This is a genomic window from Salibacterium halotolerans, from assembly GCF_900115625.1.
GTDB lineage: Bacteria > Bacillota > Bacilli > Bacillales > Marinococcaceae > Salibacterium > Salibacterium halotolerans.
Window position 1 is genome coordinate 100184 of the sequence record NZ_FOXD01000003.1, and the last position, 17734, is coordinate 117917.

At 47.9% G+C, this 17734-nt stretch carries 17 protein-coding genes and 1 other annotated feature (1 of these 18 only partly in view); of the genes, 14 read left to right on the forward strand and 3 right to left on the reverse strand.

Going from position 1 to position 17734, the window contains the following annotated elements:
- Positions 1–98: a binding site (T-box leader), on the forward strand (it extends 83 nt beyond the left edge of the window).
- A 195-nt stretch (positions 99–293) separates the two neighbouring features.
- The 11 genes from glyQ to BM124_RS03615 all read left to right on the forward strand — a co-directional run bounded on the left by glyQ (position 294) and on the right by BM124_RS03615 (position 11742).
- Positions 294–1181: a glycine--tRNA ligase subunit alpha gene (glyQ, locus tag BM124_RS03565; RefSeq protein ID WP_093335291.1), complete on the forward strand. Its 888-nt coding sequence runs from the start codon at positions 294–296 to the stop codon at positions 1179–1181.
- A complete protein-coding gene (gene glyS, locus BM124_RS03570; RefSeq protein WP_093335292.1) occupies positions 1174–3258 on the forward strand; it encodes a glycine--tRNA ligase subunit beta in 2085 nt (694 codons plus the stop codon). Before glyQ ends, glyS begins: the two co-directional genes overlap by 8 nt.
- Positions 3259–3430: 172 nt before the next feature.
- Positions 3431–4072 carry a transcriptional regulator CcpN gene (ccpN, locus tag BM124_RS03575; protein WP_093335293.1) on the forward strand — a complete coding sequence of 214 codons (642 nt, stop codon included), beginning with the start codon at positions 3431–3433 and terminating at the stop codon, positions 4070–4072.
- A 28-nt stretch (positions 4073–4100) separates the two neighbouring features.
- Complete coding sequence (locus BM124_RS03580; RefSeq protein WP_093335294.1) at positions 4101–4919, forward strand: pyruvate, water dikinase regulatory protein; 819 nt, start codon at positions 4101–4103, stop codon at positions 4917–4919.
- A 208-nt stretch (positions 4920–5127) separates the two neighbouring features.
- Positions 5128–5523 carry a DUF188 domain-containing protein gene (locus tag BM124_RS03585; protein ID WP_280139708.1) on the forward strand — a complete coding sequence of 132 codons (396 nt, stop codon included), beginning with the start codon at positions 5128–5130 and terminating at the stop codon, positions 5521–5523.
- Between the two features lie 77 nt (positions 5524–5600).
- Positions 5601–7427: a DNA primase gene (gene dnaG, locus BM124_RS03590; RefSeq protein WP_093335296.1), complete on the forward strand. Its 1827-nt coding sequence runs from the start codon at positions 5601–5603 to the stop codon at positions 7425–7427.
- Between the two features lie 137 nt (positions 7428–7564).
- Positions 7565–8683 (forward strand): RNA polymerase sigma factor RpoD, encoded by a 1119-nt coding sequence (gene rpoD, locus BM124_RS03595; protein ID WP_026700327.1) that lies wholly within the window; start codon positions 7565–7567, stop codon positions 8681–8683.
- A gap of 106 nt (positions 8684–8789) precedes the next feature.
- Positions 8790–9344, forward strand: a complete 555-nt coding sequence (locus BM124_RS03600; protein WP_093335297.1) for a hypothetical protein — start codon at positions 8790–8792, stop codon at positions 9342–9344.
- A 145-nt stretch (positions 9345–9489) separates the two neighbouring features.
- Entirely contained in the window at positions 9490–9846 is a 357-nt protein-coding gene (locus BM124_RS03605; RefSeq protein WP_093335298.1) for a c-type cytochrome, read from the forward strand.
- Positions 9847–9905: 59 nt separating this feature from the next.
- Complete coding sequence (locus BM124_RS03610; protein ID WP_170840940.1) at positions 9906–10637, forward strand: tRNA (adenine(22)-N(1))-methyltransferase; 732 nt, start codon at positions 9906–9908, stop codon at positions 10635–10637.
- Positions 10621–11742, forward strand: coding sequence for a Nif3-like dinuclear metal center hexameric protein (locus tag BM124_RS03615; RefSeq protein WP_425288521.1), 1122 nt, complete (start codon positions 10621–10623; stop codon positions 11740–11742). The genes BM124_RS03610 and BM124_RS03615 overlap by 17 nt, the downstream gene beginning before the upstream one ends.
- A 45-nt stretch (positions 11743–11787) precedes the next feature.
- On the opposite strand, the gene BM124_RS03620 is transcribed toward BM124_RS03615, so the two are convergent.
- Positions 11788–12735 carry a 4-hydroxy-3-methylbut-2-enyl diphosphate reductase gene (locus BM124_RS03620; RefSeq protein WP_093335301.1) on the reverse strand — a complete coding sequence of 316 codons (948 nt, stop codon included), beginning with the start codon at positions 12733–12735 and terminating at the stop codon, positions 11788–11790.
- 152 nt (positions 12736–12887) lie between these two features.
- Entirely contained in the window at positions 12888–13397 is a 510-nt protein-coding gene (gene vrrA, locus BM124_RS19460) for a VrrA/YqfQ family protein (RefSeq protein ID WP_093335302.1), read from the reverse strand.
- Between the two features lie 26 nt (positions 13398–13423).
- Between vrrA and BM124_RS03630 the strand changes: the two genes are divergently transcribed.
- Both BM124_RS03630 and BM124_RS03635 read left to right on the forward strand, forming a co-directional pair.
- Positions 13424–14707, forward strand: coding sequence for a DEAD/DEAH box helicase (locus tag BM124_RS03630; RefSeq protein ID WP_093335303.1), 1284 nt, complete (start codon positions 13424–13426; stop codon positions 14705–14707).
- Between the two features lie 16 nt (positions 14708–14723).
- Positions 14724–15614: a deoxyribonuclease IV gene (locus tag BM124_RS03635; RefSeq protein WP_093335304.1), complete on the forward strand. Its 891-nt coding sequence runs from the start codon at positions 14724–14726 to the stop codon at positions 15612–15614.
- 200 nt (positions 15615–15814) lie between these two features.
- On the opposite strand, the gene BM124_RS03640 is transcribed toward BM124_RS03635, so the two are convergent.
- Positions 15815–16072 carry a DUF2624 family protein gene (locus BM124_RS03640; RefSeq protein WP_093335305.1) on the reverse strand — a complete coding sequence of 86 codons (258 nt, stop codon included), beginning with the start codon at positions 16070–16072 and terminating at the stop codon, positions 15815–15817.
- 250 nt (positions 16073–16322) lie between these two features.
- Between BM124_RS03640 and BM124_RS03645 the strand changes: the two genes are divergently transcribed.
- The gene (locus BM124_RS03645; RefSeq protein ID WP_170840942.1) at positions 16323–17702 is read left to right on the forward strand and encodes a sensor histidine kinase; all 1380 of its coding nucleotides are present in this window, start codon (positions 16323–16325) and stop codon (positions 17700–17702) included.
- Positions 17703–17734: the final 32 nt, after the last annotated feature.

Sequence of the window (17734 nt, forward strand, 5' to 3'; positions counted from 1 at the left end):
ATGAAGGCGTTCCGGAGCATACGTATTTCTAAAGCGGCCTGCCGGAAGAGAGCAGGCAAATAGGGTGGAACCGCGGATCATTAAGACCCGTCCCTATATACCCGTCTGGTATATAGGGACGGGTCTTTTTAGGCAGCAAATAAGGCACCTGATCATTGTGTTTCAGGATGCAGCTGCGGCGTCCGGATGCCTGGAAACCCGCGAAACGCGTGTCTACCACAGCACGAAGGTTTCCATCCGGATTTCCACTACCCGGGGCGCGTTTGCTTTTCTTAATAAAAGGAGGCTGGCTTATGAATGTACAGGATATGATTTTAAAGCTCCAGAATTTCTGGGCGGAACAGAATTGCTTGATTATGCAGGCATATGACGTGGAAAAAGGAGCGGGTACGATGAACCCGATGACCTTTTTGCGGAGCATCGGTCCAGAACCCTGGAATACAGCGTACGTGGAACCTTCCAGACGACCGGCGGACGGCAGATATGGTGAAAATCCGAACCGCCTCTATCAGCATCACCAATTTCAGGTGATTATGAAACCGTCGCCTCTTAACATTCAGGAACTGTATTTACGCAGCCTGGAAGAACTCGGGATTGATCCGAAAAAACATGATATCCGTTTTGTGGAAGACAACTGGGAAGCTCCGACACTCAGTGCATGGGGGCTCGGCTGGGAAGTATGGCTCGACGGCATGGAAATCACCCAGTTTACATATTTCCAGCAGGTCGGCGGGATCGACTCGGATCCGGTGGCTGTTGAAATTACATATGGGATTGAACGGATCGCCTCTTACATTCAGGACAAGGAAAACGTGTTTGATCTGACTTGGGTGGACGGCTTTACCTACGGTGATGTTTTTCTGCAGCCGGAGTATGAACATTCCCGTTACACATTTGATGTGGCAGACCATGACATGCTCTTTAAGGAATTCAGCGTGTATGAAAAGGAGGCAGAGCGCGCGTTGGAGGAGAAACTTGTATTTCCGGCCTATGATTACGTGCTGAAATGCTCCCACATCTTTAACCTGCTTGATGCCGGAGGGGCTATATCGGTAACGGAGCGTACCGGTTATATTGCCAGAGTACGAAACCTGGCCCGCAAGTGCGCAGCTGCCTATTATGAAGAACGGGAAAAGCTTGGATTCCCGCTGTTGAAAGAGGAGGGATCAAGTCATGAGTAATCAGCATTTTCTGCTTGAAATTGGAATGGAAGAAATGCCGGCCCGCTTTGTCACCGACGCGATGCAGCAGCTGCAGCAGAAAGTCGGCCGCTGGCTTACAGAAAACCGCCTCGCTTACGAATCCATCGATGCATTTTCCACTCCGCGCCGCCTTGCGGTAAGGGTGAACAACCTGGCCGGTATGCAGGAAGATGTTGTGGAGGAGGCGAAAGGCCCCGCCCGTCAGATTGCACTCGACGAGGAAGGAAACTGGACCAAAGCAGCGGCTGGTTTCGCCCGCGGTCAAGGAGCCGAACTCGATGATCTTTACTTTCAGGACGTCAAAGGCAGTGAATATGTGTTTGTCCGTAAAGAAGAAAAAGGAAAACCGGCGGCTGAACTTCTAAAAGGCATCGATGAAGTCATTACCGGTTTGACATTCCCCAAGAATATGCGGTGGAGTACGTATGATCTCCGGTTTGTACGTCCTATCCACTGGCTGACCGCTGTGCTTGGAAGCGACGTTATCCCGTTTACGATCACGGATGTTGATAGTGGGAGACTGTCCCACGGACACCGGGTGCTCGGCGGCCCCGTAGATATCCCGGACGCCGGATCGTATGAACAGGCTCTTCTGGAGCAGTACGTAATGGCAGAGCCAAAAAGGCGCCGGGAAACGATCCGGCAGCAGCTGCAAGATATGGCCGACAAAGAAAACTGGAACATTCTCATTACCGAGGATCTGCTGGAAGAGGTAAATAACCTCGTGGAATACCCGACGGCTCTTTATGGAAGGTTTGAGGAACGTTTTCTGGAACTTCCGGAAGAAGTACTCATTACGTCGATGCGGGAACACCAGCGTTATTTCCCGGTGGAAGACAAAAACGGACACCTTATCCCTTACTTTGTGACCGTGCGTAATGGAAACGCAGACTACCTGGAAAATGTCCAGAAAGGAAATGAAAAAGTGATCCGGGCGCGTCTGTCCGACGCCGTGTTCTTCTATGAAGAAGACCAGAAACTGACGCCGGACGGGGCAACCGCGAAACTCGATTCCATCGTCTTTCATGAAAATCTTGGAACAATCGGGGACAAAGTCCGCAGAGTCCAGGATCTTGCGTCGTCCTACGGAAGCCTGTTTCAATTGAACGAAAATATGGCTGCCGACACACAAAGAGCAGCGGCCATCTCCAAGTTTGACCTTGTCACGTTGATGGTTGACGAATTTACGGAACTGCAGGGGCTCATGGGAGAAAAATATGCTCTCCTGGCAGGCGAAAATCCGGAAGCAGCTCAGGCAGTCCGTGAACATTACAAACCAAAACACGCCTCCGATGATGTACCGGCCTCGCGTCCCGGAGCGGTGCTTGGACTGGCTGAAAAGATGGACACGATAGCAGCCTGCTTTGGTATCGGACTCATTCCGACCGGATCTCAGGACCCACACGGTCTGCGGAGGCAGGCTGCCGGAGCGGCCCGGATTTTGATGGAACACGAAGTCGCCGTACCGCTTGAAACGTTTGTCCATCAGGCAGTCCATGAAGCTGGAGAAACAGGATTGCTTCAGCAGGACGCGGGCGCGGTAGAAGAAGAAATTCTCTCTTTTTTCCGGCTGCGGCTGAAAACACTGCTCGATGAACAGGGAATCCGGCACGATATCGCGGATGCCGTACTTGAACACCCCGGCAGACAGGTGCGTGAAGTAACAGGAAAGGCAGCGTTTCTGCAATCCATATCAGATGATGCATCGTTTAAGGATACAGTCGAAGCGCTGAGCCGGGTGACCAACATTGCCCGGAAAGCAGAAGACAATCTTGTTGATGTGCAGGAAAATCTGCTGGAGGGTGATGAAGAAGTGCAGCTTTACCATGCTGCCGGGAAACTCGAAGAAGAGCTGACGGATGCACTTGATAAAGCGGACATCCAAACAGCCTACAATCAGCTGGAAGCGTTGAAGCCGTTGATTGATTCCTATTTTGACCACGTGATGGTGATGGCCGATGACGAAGCAGTGAAGAACAACCGTCTGGCTATGATGAAACAGCTTTCATCTGAAATCAGCCGCTTTGCCGATTTCAGGCAGATTGTGTTTTCCTAAAGCAGCCCCCGGCGTTTGAAAAAAGCGGGAACGAAAGGCATTTTGTCCTGCGGCAGCAGCATGGGAAAGAGACATCCGGTTCAAACATCTAAATAGTCATCTTTCACTGAGTAGGATATAATAGAGACAAGAAGCAGACCGCTGCAGGAAAAGAAGCGGCCTAAAGGCGGTGATGATAATCGAACTGTCGGACCGGCAGGAATATATTCTGAATATCGTAAAAGAAAATGGACCAATCACCGGGGAGCACATCGCAGACAGGTTATCGCTGACCCGTGCCACGCTGCGCCCGGATCTTGCCATACTCACTATGGCTGGATTCCTGGACGCCCGTCCGCGGGTGGGCTACTTCTTCACCGGTAAAACAGGGTCACAGCTTTTGACAGAAAAAGTGAAACAACTGACGGTTCAGGATTACCAGTCGATTCCAGTCGTCGTTAATGAATCCCATTCTGTGTATGATGCGGTCTGCACGATGTTTCTGGAAGACGTCGGTACTCTGTTTGTCGTCAATAATCAAGCCGGCCTTGTCGGTGTCCTTTCGCGGAAAGACCTGCTCAGAGCAAGTATCGGAAAGCAGGAACTGGAAGCGATGCCGGTGAGCATTATCATGTCCAGAATGCCCAATATCGCAGTGTGTAAAAAAGACGACCTGCTTATTGAAGTGGCCAACAAACTGATTGAAAAACAGATTGATGCGCTTCCCGTGGTGAAAGAGACAAAAAACCACCAGTATGAAGTGATAGGGAGAGTAACAAAAACAAACATGACAAAAGTACTTGTCGATCTTTCCCATGACCGGTTGGACGGATAGAAAATTTTGACGGCAAGGAGGAGTGGGAATGGAGTCGAATACGAGACAGCGTCCGATTGTATATGTCGTTTCTGATTCTGTCGGGGAAACGGCGGAATTGGTAGTAAAAGCGGCAGCCAGTCAGTTCGGAGAACGCGGCATGGAAATCCGCAGAATTCCTTATGTCGAAGATGAGGGAACCATTGAGGAAGTTATAGAGCTTGCCAGGGAAGTTCAGGCGATGATAGCCTATACCCTTGTCATTCCTGAAAAAAATGATTATCTTTTAAAACGGGCGCAGGAAGAAGGCGTCGAAACCGTCGATATAATCGGGCCGATGCTCGAGAAAATGACGACTGTATCCGGAATGAATCCAAAATATGAGCCTGGACTTGTTTACCGGCTGGATGAAGATTATTTCCGAAAAGTGGAAGCGATAGAGTTTGCCGTAAAATATGATGATGGACGGGATCCCGGTGGTATTCTAAGGGCAGATATTGTTCTGGTAGGCGTCTCAAGGACCTCCAAGACTCCTTTGTCGCAGTACCTGGCACATAAAAGGCTGAAAGTCGCCAATGTGCCGCTCGTTCCGGAAGTGGAGCCTCCGGAGGAATTGTTCAGAATCTCATCAAAAAAGTGCATCGGGCTCACAATCAGTCCGGAAAAACTGAATGATATCCGCACGGAACGGCTGAAATCCCTTGGTTTAAAGGCAGAAGCGAATTATGCCAAACGGGAGCGGATTGAACAGGAACTGGATCATTCACGGAGAGTAATGGATGAGATTGGCTGCACTGTCATTGATGTATCAAGCAAAGCCGTTGAAGAAACAGCGAATTTAATCGCCAATATGTTTCAGAAGAACTGAGCGCCGGAAGAAAGAAGAATTTTTTCCCGGTTCTTCGGCCTTTGTGCTTTACCGGGTATGTAATTGAAAAACCAGGGAATATTTCAATATTAAATATAGATTTTTTTCTTATAGGAAGCAGGATTTTGTACAGGATTGTCGAATGAGAAAGGGTGAATCGTAAATAGCTATTTACACAGATGCCGATGCGTGCCCTGTCAAAGAAGAAATTGATTCATTCGCCTTTGAGCACGGGATTCCATCCTATTTTGTATTCAGCCTTGCCCATGTTTCAAACAAATCATACCACTCCAGCCCGGTCGTTCTCGATAATGAACCGGAAGCAGTGGATGTCTATATCCAAAATCATACTTCACTCGGTGATATTGTCATCACCGGAGATAATGGTCTGGCTGCCATGATGCTCCAAAAAGGAGCAGTGCCCGTTTCCCCGCGGGGCACGATTTTTCGTGAACAGGATATGGATGTACTCTTTATCGGGCGGTATGAAGGAATAAAAGCTAAACGTAAAAAAACCAGAATAAAAGGGCCTCCTCCCATGACGAAAACGGATCGTCTCACATTCGTACAGGCTTTAAAAGAGCTTTACGGGAAGCATAAATAAACAATACAGAAAGGGAAGCTTCCAGGCAGCGGGGAGTTTTAGGGAGCCCGGCACCGGATAAAGCGGGGGATGAAGTGTTGGCAGGTTTAATACCGGAAGAAACAATCACCGAGGTTCAACAGTCTCTGGATATCGTTGATGTGGTAAGTGAACACCTGCAGCTGAAAAAGCAGGGAAAACACTATCTTGGATTATGCCCGTTTCACGGGGAAAAAACACCGTCCTTTTCCGTTTCACCGGACAAACAGCTGTATCACTGTTTCGGATGTGGAGCCGGTGGAAATGCAATAACGTTCGTCATGGAAGTGGAAGGTATTTCCTTTGTGGAAGCAGTGAAAAACCTGGCGGACAAAAGCGGGATTGCTGTTCCGGAAATGGATTCTGTTTCATCCGGTGCAGGAAAAAATGATGAATTACCGTCACAAAATGAGGGACACGAACTGGCGGCCAGATTTTATCATCATGTGTTAATGAATACAGAACAGGGTAAGCAGGCGTATGACTATCTTGAAGCACGCGGGGTTACGGCTGAACTGATGGAACGTTTTCAGCTCGGGTTTTCGCCTGACCAGCCTGAGGTGCTGAAAGGTCTGCTTGATAAACGAGGTTTCGATTTCGATCAGATGAACGAACAGGGGCTTCTCTACCGGACCGAATCGACAGGGGAACTTCGTGATAGATTCCGGAACCGGATTATGTTTCCCATCCGTGATTTGAGAGGCCGGACAGTTGGATTCGGCGGAAGAACACTCGGCGGGGCGGAGCCTAAATATCTGAACAGCCCCGATTCACCATTATTTCATAAAAATGAACTCCTGTATGGATTTGATGTGGCAAGAAAGGCAGTCAGACGAGAGAATGCGGCTGTGCTGTTTGAAGGATATGCCGACGTTATCGCTGCCCACAAGGCGGGTGTTGATAACGGCATGGCATCGCTCGGCACTTCTTTGACAGACAGACAGGCCCAGATTATCCGCCGTAACACCGAGCGTATTATTATCTGCTATGACGGGGATAATGCCGGGCAGGATGCGGCCTGGAGAGCAGGTGAAGTCCTTGAAAAACAAGGACTGAATGTGGAGGCGGCCATGCTTCCCGCCCAGACGGACCCGGATGACTACATTCAGATGTATGGGCCGGATCGTTTCCAAAAGGAAATTATCGAAATGGCTCTCCCTTTTATGAGCTTTAAAATGCAGGCGCTGAAAAAAGATAAAAATCTCCAGGACGAAGGAGATAAGCTCCGTTACATCGAAGAAGTATTAAAAGAGATGACTGCTCTTTCCCGGGCGGTTGAGCGGGATTTTTACCTGAGACAGGTAGCTGATGAATTCTCGCTGTCGCTTGATGCATTGAAACAGGAGCAGTACCGTATCTTTAAAGAACAGGGCGGAAAGAAACATTCTCCCGCAGGCGGAAGAGAACAGGAAAAAGAAGAGAAGCGCCGGGGATTTGACCACTACTCCGGAGCCAGGCTGAATCCGGCTCACCAAAACGCGGAACGGTATCTTCTCGCGCACATGATACATGACAGAGATGCCTGTATGGAAGTACAGGAAAAACTCGGCGGTGAGTTCAACCTGGATCATCATATCGCTCTTGCCGCTCATCTCTATGCCTACTACGGAGAAGGGAACCCGGCTGATACAGGAGCCTTTATCAACCACCTCAATGATCCGGAACTGATAAAGGAAGCATCCGACATCGCAATGCTTGACATTACAGAACACATGTCGGAAAATGAATTAGCTGACTATGTGGACAAGATTAAAAACTATCCAAAATGGGTAGAAATAGAACAAATACACCAAAAGCTGAAAGAAGCTGAACGAAATCAGGATGTTGAACTTGCTGCCAAACTGGGAAATGAAATGATTAACATGAAAAAAGCCTTGAAAAAATAAACTCCTTAGAGTACGATAGGGAGTTATTTTGAATTTTTTCTGGTACACTGCTGAGAATAAATATGGTACATTCCCACGGACACGACACGAGTTCAAAAGAGAAACAGCGGTTTGAAGATTGGAAGGAGGGATCGAGGATGGCTGAAAAACCAACGCGCCCGCTCGCGGAAGGTGAAATGTCGATCGATCAAGTGAAAGAGCAGTTACTCGAAACCGGTAAAAAACGGGGAGTTCTCTCGTATGCTGAAATAACAGAAAAACTGGCGCCGTATGACCAGGATTCAGAGCAGATGGACGAGTTTTTTGAATATCTCGGAGAACAGGGAATTGATCTGCTTAATGAAGGCGAAGAAGTTCCGAGCATGGAACAAGTGGAAAAAGAAGAAGAAGAGCTCGATCTGAATGATCTCAGTGTACCCCCGGGTATTAAAATCAACGATCCCGTCCGTATGTATCTGAAGGAAATCGGCCGGGTCCCTCTTCTTTCCGCCCAAGAGGAAATCACGTACGCCAAACAGATTGAAGAAGGTGATGACGAAGCAAAACGCCGTCTTGCCGAAGCAAACCTCCGGCTCGTCGTTTCCATCGCGAAGCGTTATGTCGGTCGCGGCATGCTGTTTCTTGACCTTATTCAGGAAGGGAACATGGGACTCATAAAAGCCGTAGAAAAGTTTGACTATGATAAAGGATTTAAGTTCAGTACGTATGCTACGTGGTGGATACGTCAGGCCATTACCAGGGCGATTGCGGACCAGGCCAGAACGATACGCATTCCTGTTCATATGGTGGAGACAATCAATAAACTGATCAGAGTGCAGCGTCAGCTTCTTCAGGACCTTGGACGCGAGCCTACTCCGGAAGAAGTGTCCAAAGAAATGGATTTGACCCCGGATAAGGTACGTGAGATTCTCAAAATCGCGCAGGAGCCTGTATCCCTTGAAACGCCGATCGGCGAAGAAGATGATTCCCACCTCGGAGATTTCATTGAGGATCAGGAAGCAACAGCACCATCAGACGCGGCAGCATATGAACTGCTGAAAGAACAGCTTGAAGATGTGCTGGATACGCTGACAGATAGAGAAGAAAATGTGCTTCGTCTCCGTTTCGGTCTGGATGACGGAAGAACCCGTACACTGGAAGAAGTAGGTAAAGTGTTTGGTGTAACCAGGGAGCGGATTCGTCAGATTGAAGCGAAAGCGCTCCGCAAGCTGCGTCACCCGAGCAGAAGCAAACGTCTCAAAGACTTTCTCGATTAAACAAAAATGGATGGATTGCCTTTCGAGCCGCCAGGGGCAATCTTTTCCTGTTTTATACTGAATGCGGCGTGTGGAAACTTCTGCGTCCGGACCGAGGGGAATTCGCATGGATGAACACAGAAGAGACATTGTGATAAAAGAAATAAAATACTGGAAGTCCAATCATTTACTGCCGGATGACTACTGCAATTTTCTGTTAATGCTTTATTCCGAAGGAGAGGAAGCAGAACAAGCAGATGATGAAGCATCTGCTGACCTCGTGTCCGCACCCTTGTATAAGCGGTTTGCAGTCATGCTTGGTGCGGCGGTTGCGGCAGTAATCTTAACATTTATTGTTATTCATTTTACTTCTTTTTCCCTTCTATTGCAAACGCTGTCGCACCTGGTGCTTGCGGCAATTGTCTTCGGTATGGCTTTTTATGCCCGGAAGCAGGACAGCGTCTTGTTTCATCTTCTTATATCAGCAGGCGCTGTCATTCTTTTTGCCGGAAGCACAACGACTGTCATGCGTTTGGAAGAGAACAATGTGCTGCTTTATGTGACGATTCTTTTAAACTGCTCCGTATGGCTTGCCGCGGGCTTTTACACGCGGCTTCCATATCTTTTATGGGCAGGAGGATCGGGTGTTCTTCTCACCGTCTTTACGATATTTATTTTGTAGTCGCCGCGGATATTTGATAACAGTATGACAAAAACTATAAAAGTACGCGCAGAGACTTTTCTTGACAGGCATAATAAAGTAAAATGAAAAGGAATGCACACTTGGTAAAGCAAAGTTCATGTACATAGGTAAAGGGGGAAAAGTCATGAAGGGAAAACCTCTCATTCCGTTTTTTTTGATTGCTGTCGCAGGTCTTGTGCTTACCGTGGGTCTGTCTCTTGTCGGTGTCGGCCAGCAGGCCAGTGAAGGAGAACAGGGCGGAGAAATGGATCCTGTCGCCAGAGGGGAACAGGTCGTGAATGAGAACTGTATCAGCTGTCACGGTGAAAACCTGCAGGGCGGAAGCGGTCCGGCCATTCAAAACGTTGGAAGCGATATGTCGGCCGAAGAAATCGCTAATATAGCCCAAAACGGTGTAGGGGACATGCCGTCCGGTGTCGTTTCATCAGCGGAAGACGCCCAGGCTGTTGCCGAGTATTTACTGTCACTTTCTGAAGAATAAAGAAGGAGGAACTGATGTCCTCCTTCTTTTCCCATGTAAAGAGAGGAATCCATGAAACCATGAATCATGATAACATACCTAAAAGACTACGGGTCGTAGCGGAACACATCCGTGCTGGTTCGGTCATTGCTGATATTGGCACCGACCACGGCGCCGTTCCGATTTTTGCCTTAAAACAGAACCTGGCAGCATCGGCAGCAGCCTGTGACGTAAATGACGGTCCGCTCGCAGCTGCCCGCAGGAACATACAGGAAGAACAACTGGAGGAGTGGATAAGCGTCTGCTCCGGTGACGGCCTTCATGCGCTGCAGGAGGGTGATGACGTTGATACGGTTATCATATCCGGTATGGGAGGTACGCTGATCTCATCCATACTGGAGGACGGCCAAACGATACTGGACGGAGTGGGGCATTTAATTCTTCAGCCTAATATGGGAGCCGTCAACATCCGCCGGTGGTTAAGGACAAATGGATGGAAGCTTGAATCGGAGGATATTATCGAAGAAAACAACCGCATCTACGAAATTCTGACCGCTATTCCCGGTAAAGCCGACAGTCCCTACAGCAGTACTCCTTTGATGAGAGAAGCGGAGATGTTATTCGGTCCTTTTTTGATGAAAGAGCAGAATGATGCTTTTAGAAAAAAATGGACACGTGAAAAAGAGCAATGGAAACGAGTGCTGCACCAGCTGAAAAAAGCAGGGCAGCCCGGACAGGTGGAGGAGAAAAAACAGGAACTGATGAGAAAAATCCGATTGGCAGAGGAGGTCCTTCCTGATGAAAACAGCTGACGGACGAATGATTGCAGAGATTTTTGAAGGGTGGGCGCCGCGCTCTCTTGCGCTGGAAAAAGACAACGTCGGCTTGATGGTCGGAACGTTGAACAAACCGGTACACAGAGTGCTCACAACACTCGATGTGTCCAATGAAGTGGTGGATGAAGCGGTCGAAAAAGACATAGATCTAATCATTGCGCATCACCCTTTAATTTTTAAACCGATGGCGTCGATCGAAACGTCCGGAGGAAAAGGGTCCATTATCGAGAAGTGCATGAAACACGATATCGCAGTATATGCCGCTCATACCAACCTCGATATCGCTGATGGCGGTGTAAATGATATGCTTGCTGACGCTCTTGGTCTTGAAAAAACCGAAGTGCTCGTTCCAATGACGGAAGTTCCTTTGAAAAAATTGACTGCGTTCGTGCCGGAAGGGCATGTCGAATCGGTCCGTTCCGCTCTGGGCGATGCAGGAGCCGGACATATTGGAGATTACAGCCATTGCACGTTTTCGACAGACGGAACCGGCACCTTCATTCCGGGGGATAATACCGATCCGTATCTCGGCACCCGGGGGCAGATGGAATTTGCGCCGGAAACACGCATGGAAACCATCGTTCCGGAAACGATTCTTCCTGACGTTATCAAAGTGCTGGAGAGCGCCCATCCATATGAGGAGCCTGCCTATGACGTGTACCCGCTCGATATACAGGGAGAAGTAATGGGTCTCGGCCGAATCGGTTATCTTTCTGAATCTCATTCGTATGAAGGGTTTATCGAACATGTGAAATCAGCTTTCGGGGTGCGGCATGTCCGCACAGCCGGCCCTGAACCGAGCGAAGTGCGTACTGTTGCCGTACTTGGGGGAGACGGTAACAAGTTCTGGAGCCATGCCCTAAAGCGTGGTGCAGATGTGTACATTACCGGAGACCTTTACTTTCATACCGCGCAAGATGCGGCTCTGGAAGGACTGAACACAATAGATCCTGGTCATCATATCGAACAGATTATAAAAGAAGGGGTCAGACGTAAAATGGAAAGCCTGATCGACATCTCCGTATACGATATCACATTTTACGCCTCCACCATTTCCACCGAACCATTTACATTCCGCTGAAAAAGATGAAGACCGGCTTTCCATAAAGAGAGCCGGTCTTTGTCTTTATTTGGCTTTGCTTTTTACTTTCGGAAGAATTCTTGATGTTTCCACTTTATTTTCGGTATTCCAGGTGGATGGGTCATTTTCGTCGTACTGCTTCAGAAAATCGATAACTTCTTTGGTGATCGGGGTCGGCGTGGATGCGCCGGCGGTTACAGCGATCGTCTCGATTCCTTGCAGCCATGCGAGATTAAGCTCGGTAATATCGGCAATCCGGCGTGCAGGAGTGCCTGCGTTACTCTCGGAAACCTGGGCGAGCCGGTTCGAGTTGTTACTTTTAGGATCACCGACAACAAGCATTAGATCAGCATCTCCGGCCTGTTCTGAGACGGCTTCCTGACGCACCTGGGTGGCCTTGCAGATTTCATTGTTAATTTCAGCGGTTGGAAAACGTTCCAGCGCTGCGTTCATGATATCAGAAACATCCCACTGGCTCATGGTCGTCTGATTGGTGATGGTGATTTTTTCAGTCGGAATCTCAAGTTCCTCGATATCCTCCTTGGTTTCCACCAGATGAACGATATCAGGACCCATGCCTACTGCACCTTCCGGCTCGGGATGACCTTTCTTCCCGATGTAGATGACATGATAGCCTGCTTCTCTATTGCTGCTTATTAATTCATGGGTTCGGGTTACATCCGGGCAGGTTGCGTCCACGGTGGTAAGTCCTTTTTCTTCTGCGAGTTCGCGGACCTCCGGGGAGACGCCGTGAGCAGTGAAAATGACAGTGCCTTTTTCCACCTCTCTCAGTATTTCAAGACGGTTGGGCCCGTCCAGAGAGATAATACCTTCCTCGTCAAACGCTTCGGTCACATGTGTATTATGAACGATCATTCCCAGAATATAAATGGGGCGCGGTAGGTCTACACTTTGGGCAGCCTGTTTTGCGATAACCATTGCATCCACTACACCGTAGCAGTATCCCCTCGGGGCGATCTTAATTACTTCCATAACAGCCTCCTCTGAAACTGATTCTATTTCATCCATATTTTCTTTCTTTCTTCGTTAACGCAGACTATACCACATCATAATTGAATGGGTACACTGACACCATTATACTATTTATCAAGATGGATGTAAAAGAGGAGGCCGCTTCTGATTTGTTATACATAAAGTTTTGGAGCAGGTGTTGTCCCTTTGTCTTCATCCTCGATCCATTCCTGCTTTTCCTCCTGCGAATAGGGTTCTGCATGTTTTGATGACGCAGATCCTGAGGAGGGCGGAGCAGCAGATAACATTTTCAAAAACACAGGCAGCTGACGAACGAGCGGGTAATACTGCTTAATATAGGGAGCGGCAGTTTGAGCCATTCGAAGTGCCTGCTGGACCTTGGGAAGAAGCGTCTGCAGCTCCGGTATTCTCTGTGTAATTGACGGTGGGACAGCTCCCGGAAACCCTCCCGGGACCCCTCCAGCATATGGATACCGCTGGGGCGGAGATGGAGGAGCGGGTGGATGCTCCGGTAAAGGGGCACGTGGATACTCATGAAAAAAACCTGGCATATTGTTCATCCTTTCTCCTTTGGAATGGAAAGCCGCGGCTGTGTTTTTGCCCTGTTTATGATAAAATATGAAGGCATAAAGGCAGTTGTGCAAAGAAGAAGCGAAGATCATTTTTGTATCATGGAAGGCGGATAGACATGAAAGGATTCAAAAGGTTTGAGCTCCCTCCTTTTTTATTGGAAGCTCTCGAAAAGCAGCATATCCATAGGCCGGCTGATATTCAGGAGAGGCTGATTCCGGCTGTTTTGAATAAAAGAGACGTTATAGGACAATCCCAGACCGGCACAGGAAAGACGCTGGCATTTCTACTGCCGCTTGCGGCCCGGATTGACCCGGAAAAACATCACATACAGGCTGTGATAACCGCTCCGACCAGGGAACTGGCTTCCCAGCTTCATCAGGAACTCGTGAAGCTGCTGGAGTACAAAGACGGCACTCCCATTTCTGCCAAAACACTTATCGGCGGCACCGATCGTCAGAAAACAGTAGACAAGTTTCAGCAGCCGCCTCATATTGTGACAGCCACACCCGGACGGCTGAAAGATATGACAGACAGCGGCGTGGTGGATGTCAGCAAAGTGGAAATGCTTGTCGTCGATGAAGCAGACCAGATGCTCGACATGGGATTTATCGAAGAAATTGATCCGGTTGCAGCCCAAATGCCGGAAACACTGCAGATGATGGTATTTTCAGCCACCATTCCGGAGGCGTTGCAGCCGTTTCTTAGAAAATATATGACATCCCCCCGGCATGTACATGTCCGCCCGGAAGAAGCCTCACCGGCTGATATCACTCATTACTTTGTTCCTGTCAGACACCGCAGCCGTACGGAACTGACCATGGAGATCGCAGCACGGCTTCAGCCCTACTTTGCCATTTTATTCACCTCCACGAAAGAAGAAGCGGATGAAGTGGCTGACGCGATGAGCATGAAAGGTATAGAAGCCGATGTACTACACGGGGATATCAGCCCGCGCCGCCGCAAACAGGTCATGCGTAATATTGATAAGCTCGACGTTCAGTATTTGATCGCAACCGATCTGGCGGCCAGAGGTATGGACATTGAAGGGGTTTCCCACATCATCAACCATTCTCTTCCCAAAGAACTCGGCTATTATGTACACCGTGCAGGCCGTACCGGACGGGCAGGTGCTGATGGAGAAGTCTATACCCTCATAGATGAACAGTCCGAATACCCGCGTGTCGCTAAGCTGCAGGATCAGGGTATAACATGTGAATTTCTTGATTTCAAAAAAGGGGAATTCACCCCGATGGATGATCCCCTTCATAAGTCTCTGAAAAAGAAGAACAAACCGTCTGATGCAGGTGCCGGGGTGAAAAAACCGAAGAAAGTGAAACCCGGATACAAAAAGAAAGCAGCACAACGTCCGGCCGGCAGACAAAACAAAAAACGAAGATAATAAGGAGGATACGAAGATGTTAATCGGATCCCACGTGTCCATGAATGGAAAAAAGATGCTTCTTGGCTCCAGTGAAGAAGCATTGTCCTACAATGCTACAGCTATGATGATTTATACAGGTGCCCCTCAGAATACACGCAGAAAAGCCATTGAAGATCTGAACATTGAAAAAGGTAGAGAACACATGCAGGAGCACGGTATAAAAAGTGTAGTGGTGCATGCTCCATATATCATTAATATCGCCAATACGACGAAGCCCGAAACGTTTCAGCTTGGTGTCGACTTTTTACGATCCGAGATAGAACGGACGGAAGCGATCGGCGCAGAACAGATTGTCCTCCATCCCGGGTCCCATGTCGGAGAAGGCGCTGATAAAGGAATCGCCAAAATCATTGAGGGGCTGAATGAAGTAATTGACCCTTCCCAAAATGTGCAGATTGCACTGGAAACGATGGCCGGGAAAGGGTCGGAATGCGGCCGTTCGTTTGAAGAACTGGCAGCCATTATAGAAGGCGTGACGCACAATGATAAGCTGTCCGTTTGTTTTGACACGTGCCATACCCATGACGCCGGTTACGACATTGTTCATGATTTTGACGGTGTATTAACATCGTTTGATAAACAAATCGGCCTCGACCGTTTGAAAGTACTCCATGTAAATGACAGCAAAAATGAAAAAGGAGCGGCCAAAGACCGCCACGAGAACATAGGTTTCGGCTGGATTGGTTTTGAGGCGCTGAAAGATATCGTCCATCATTCTGAATTCGAAAGCATTCCAAAAATTCTCGAGACGCCTTATGTCGGAACAGACAAGAAAAACAAAAAGCCGCCCTACAAACACGAACTGGAAATGCTCGCTGAAAAAACGTTTGACGAAACGATGAAAGATGAACTTCTTTCCCAGTAATTAGTAAAATATAGGGAAAATTCCCTCCCGATAAGGAAAATCCTTTTTTCGGGAGGATTTTCTTTGTGGAAGAGCGAAAATAATACACAAATACATATATCCCGACTGAGCTGCAAAGCCAAAACGGCAGCGGCTTACTACATTGGGCAGGTGCTGTACTGATCGACAACATTCAGCGCCGGCAGATTCTGCGTTTTCTTTTACAACATGTATTGGTTATAAAGCTGTTTGACAGCCTTAAAAGTTCCAGGTGACACTTTCTGCTGGATGGCATCGAATACAGGCTGATGGGTCGATGTGTCATCAAGGCTCCATGGGTGATTCCGCACTGTCTGCAGGATAACTGCTGCTTCCTCCGGCGTCATGGGAACACCAAATACCCGGGCATAGTGAAGGATATCCTCCGGCCGCATTTCGGCTATTTTGTATTTGATCCACTGCTCTTTGAAAGAATTCATGTTTGACACTCCTCATGCATAGAATCTCGTAAAGAACTGCTTCTATATCTATGCAGCAGTCCCGTAAATGTCACCGTATACGTGAATCTTCCATGTAGACAGAAATATACAAATGCTCGTACCGGGAAAAAATTATCCAAAAAATGTAGCAATTATTGAAAATTTTAGTATAATTGAAACCAGGAGCGAACAAGGAGGGGCACCAGGGAATGCATAGATGTATGGAACTGGTTTAATAAGGAGGGGTAACATGAATCAATCACTGCAGACCGTTGACACAAGTGACTTTCAGGAAAAATTTCAAAAGCTCAGGTCAGATGTGATGGAAATTCTACTGTCAGATAGTGGACTAATATTATCCGTCAATGAAACAGCAGCATCCTTCTTTTCCGAGTACGATTCGTTTTTCCGGTACGTACCGTCAAAACGACAGCAGCAGGTGAAGCAGTTTCTGGAGACAGTCAGGCGCCGCGGGGAATGTGAAGGGTTTCCGGTGCATCACTGTTTTCATCAGGACAAGCAGTATGTTCAATACAACGGGGAATGGGCAGAAGGTTACATTCTGTTGAGCGGCCGAAATATGTCCAGAAGTAGATTTTCCATCGAGACTTCGGAACTGTTGCAGCAGTTTGAGCATGCCGGAGCTATTATTAATGGGGATATGGGAATTGAAATGCATAATGAGGCCTTTGAATCATACATGCATCCTGAAACAGAAAACGGACATGGTATTATCCAAAACACAGGATATGAAAATTTATTAAACAGCTCGGCAAAACAGGATGTCATTCCTAAGCTTGTTGAAGAAGTGCTGGAGAAACAAAAGCCCCTTGAACTTGAAGTGAAAAATGATCAGGCGGAAAACTGGCTGTACCTGAAAGGAATCTATTTAGCTGAAACAGACTCCGTCCTTCTTATGATATATGACCTCACGTATGAAAAAAAATACCACCGTCTGCTTACGTATCAGGACCAAATGGAATCGGTTTCCTATTTATCGGCCGGTGTGGCACACGAACTCCGTAATCCTTTATCCGTCATAAAAGGATTTCTGCAGCTATCCTCTCTGACGGAAAGCTTTTATAAATATTCGGATACCATTTTGTCTGAAGTGGAACGAATGAATGAAATCATAGACAACTTTCTCTCTGTGGCCAGGAAAAAAGTTCAAAAAGAGTGGAAGATGCCCGGGGACCTTCTTGACAGCGTGATTGACATGATGCGTTCGGAATGTTTGATGCAGGGAGTATTGTTTGATTATCAGGTTGATCCGGTCGAAGGAGTTATAGAAGTGAACGAGTCGTCTTTTAAACAAATTATATTGAATGCGCTTCGAAACTCGATGGATGCCTTTCCGGACGGGCAGAAAAACAATAAATTTTCCCTGGAAAGCTTCGAACGAAACGGTCATTTGATTATTCAGTTGAAAGATAATGGTCCCGGTATTCCGGCGCATGTCCTTGAAAACCTGGGTAAGCCGTTTTTCACCACAAAAGAGAAAGGGACCGGAGTGGGGATACCATTGTGTAAAAAGATTATGGAAGAACATAACGGCACGTTTGAGGTGGAGAGCGGGTCTGGAAAAGGAACAAACATAAATTTGTCTTTCCCTATTTACCGCGAGGAATAAAAACGGGGATGATAGTACAAGGCGGGCATAAC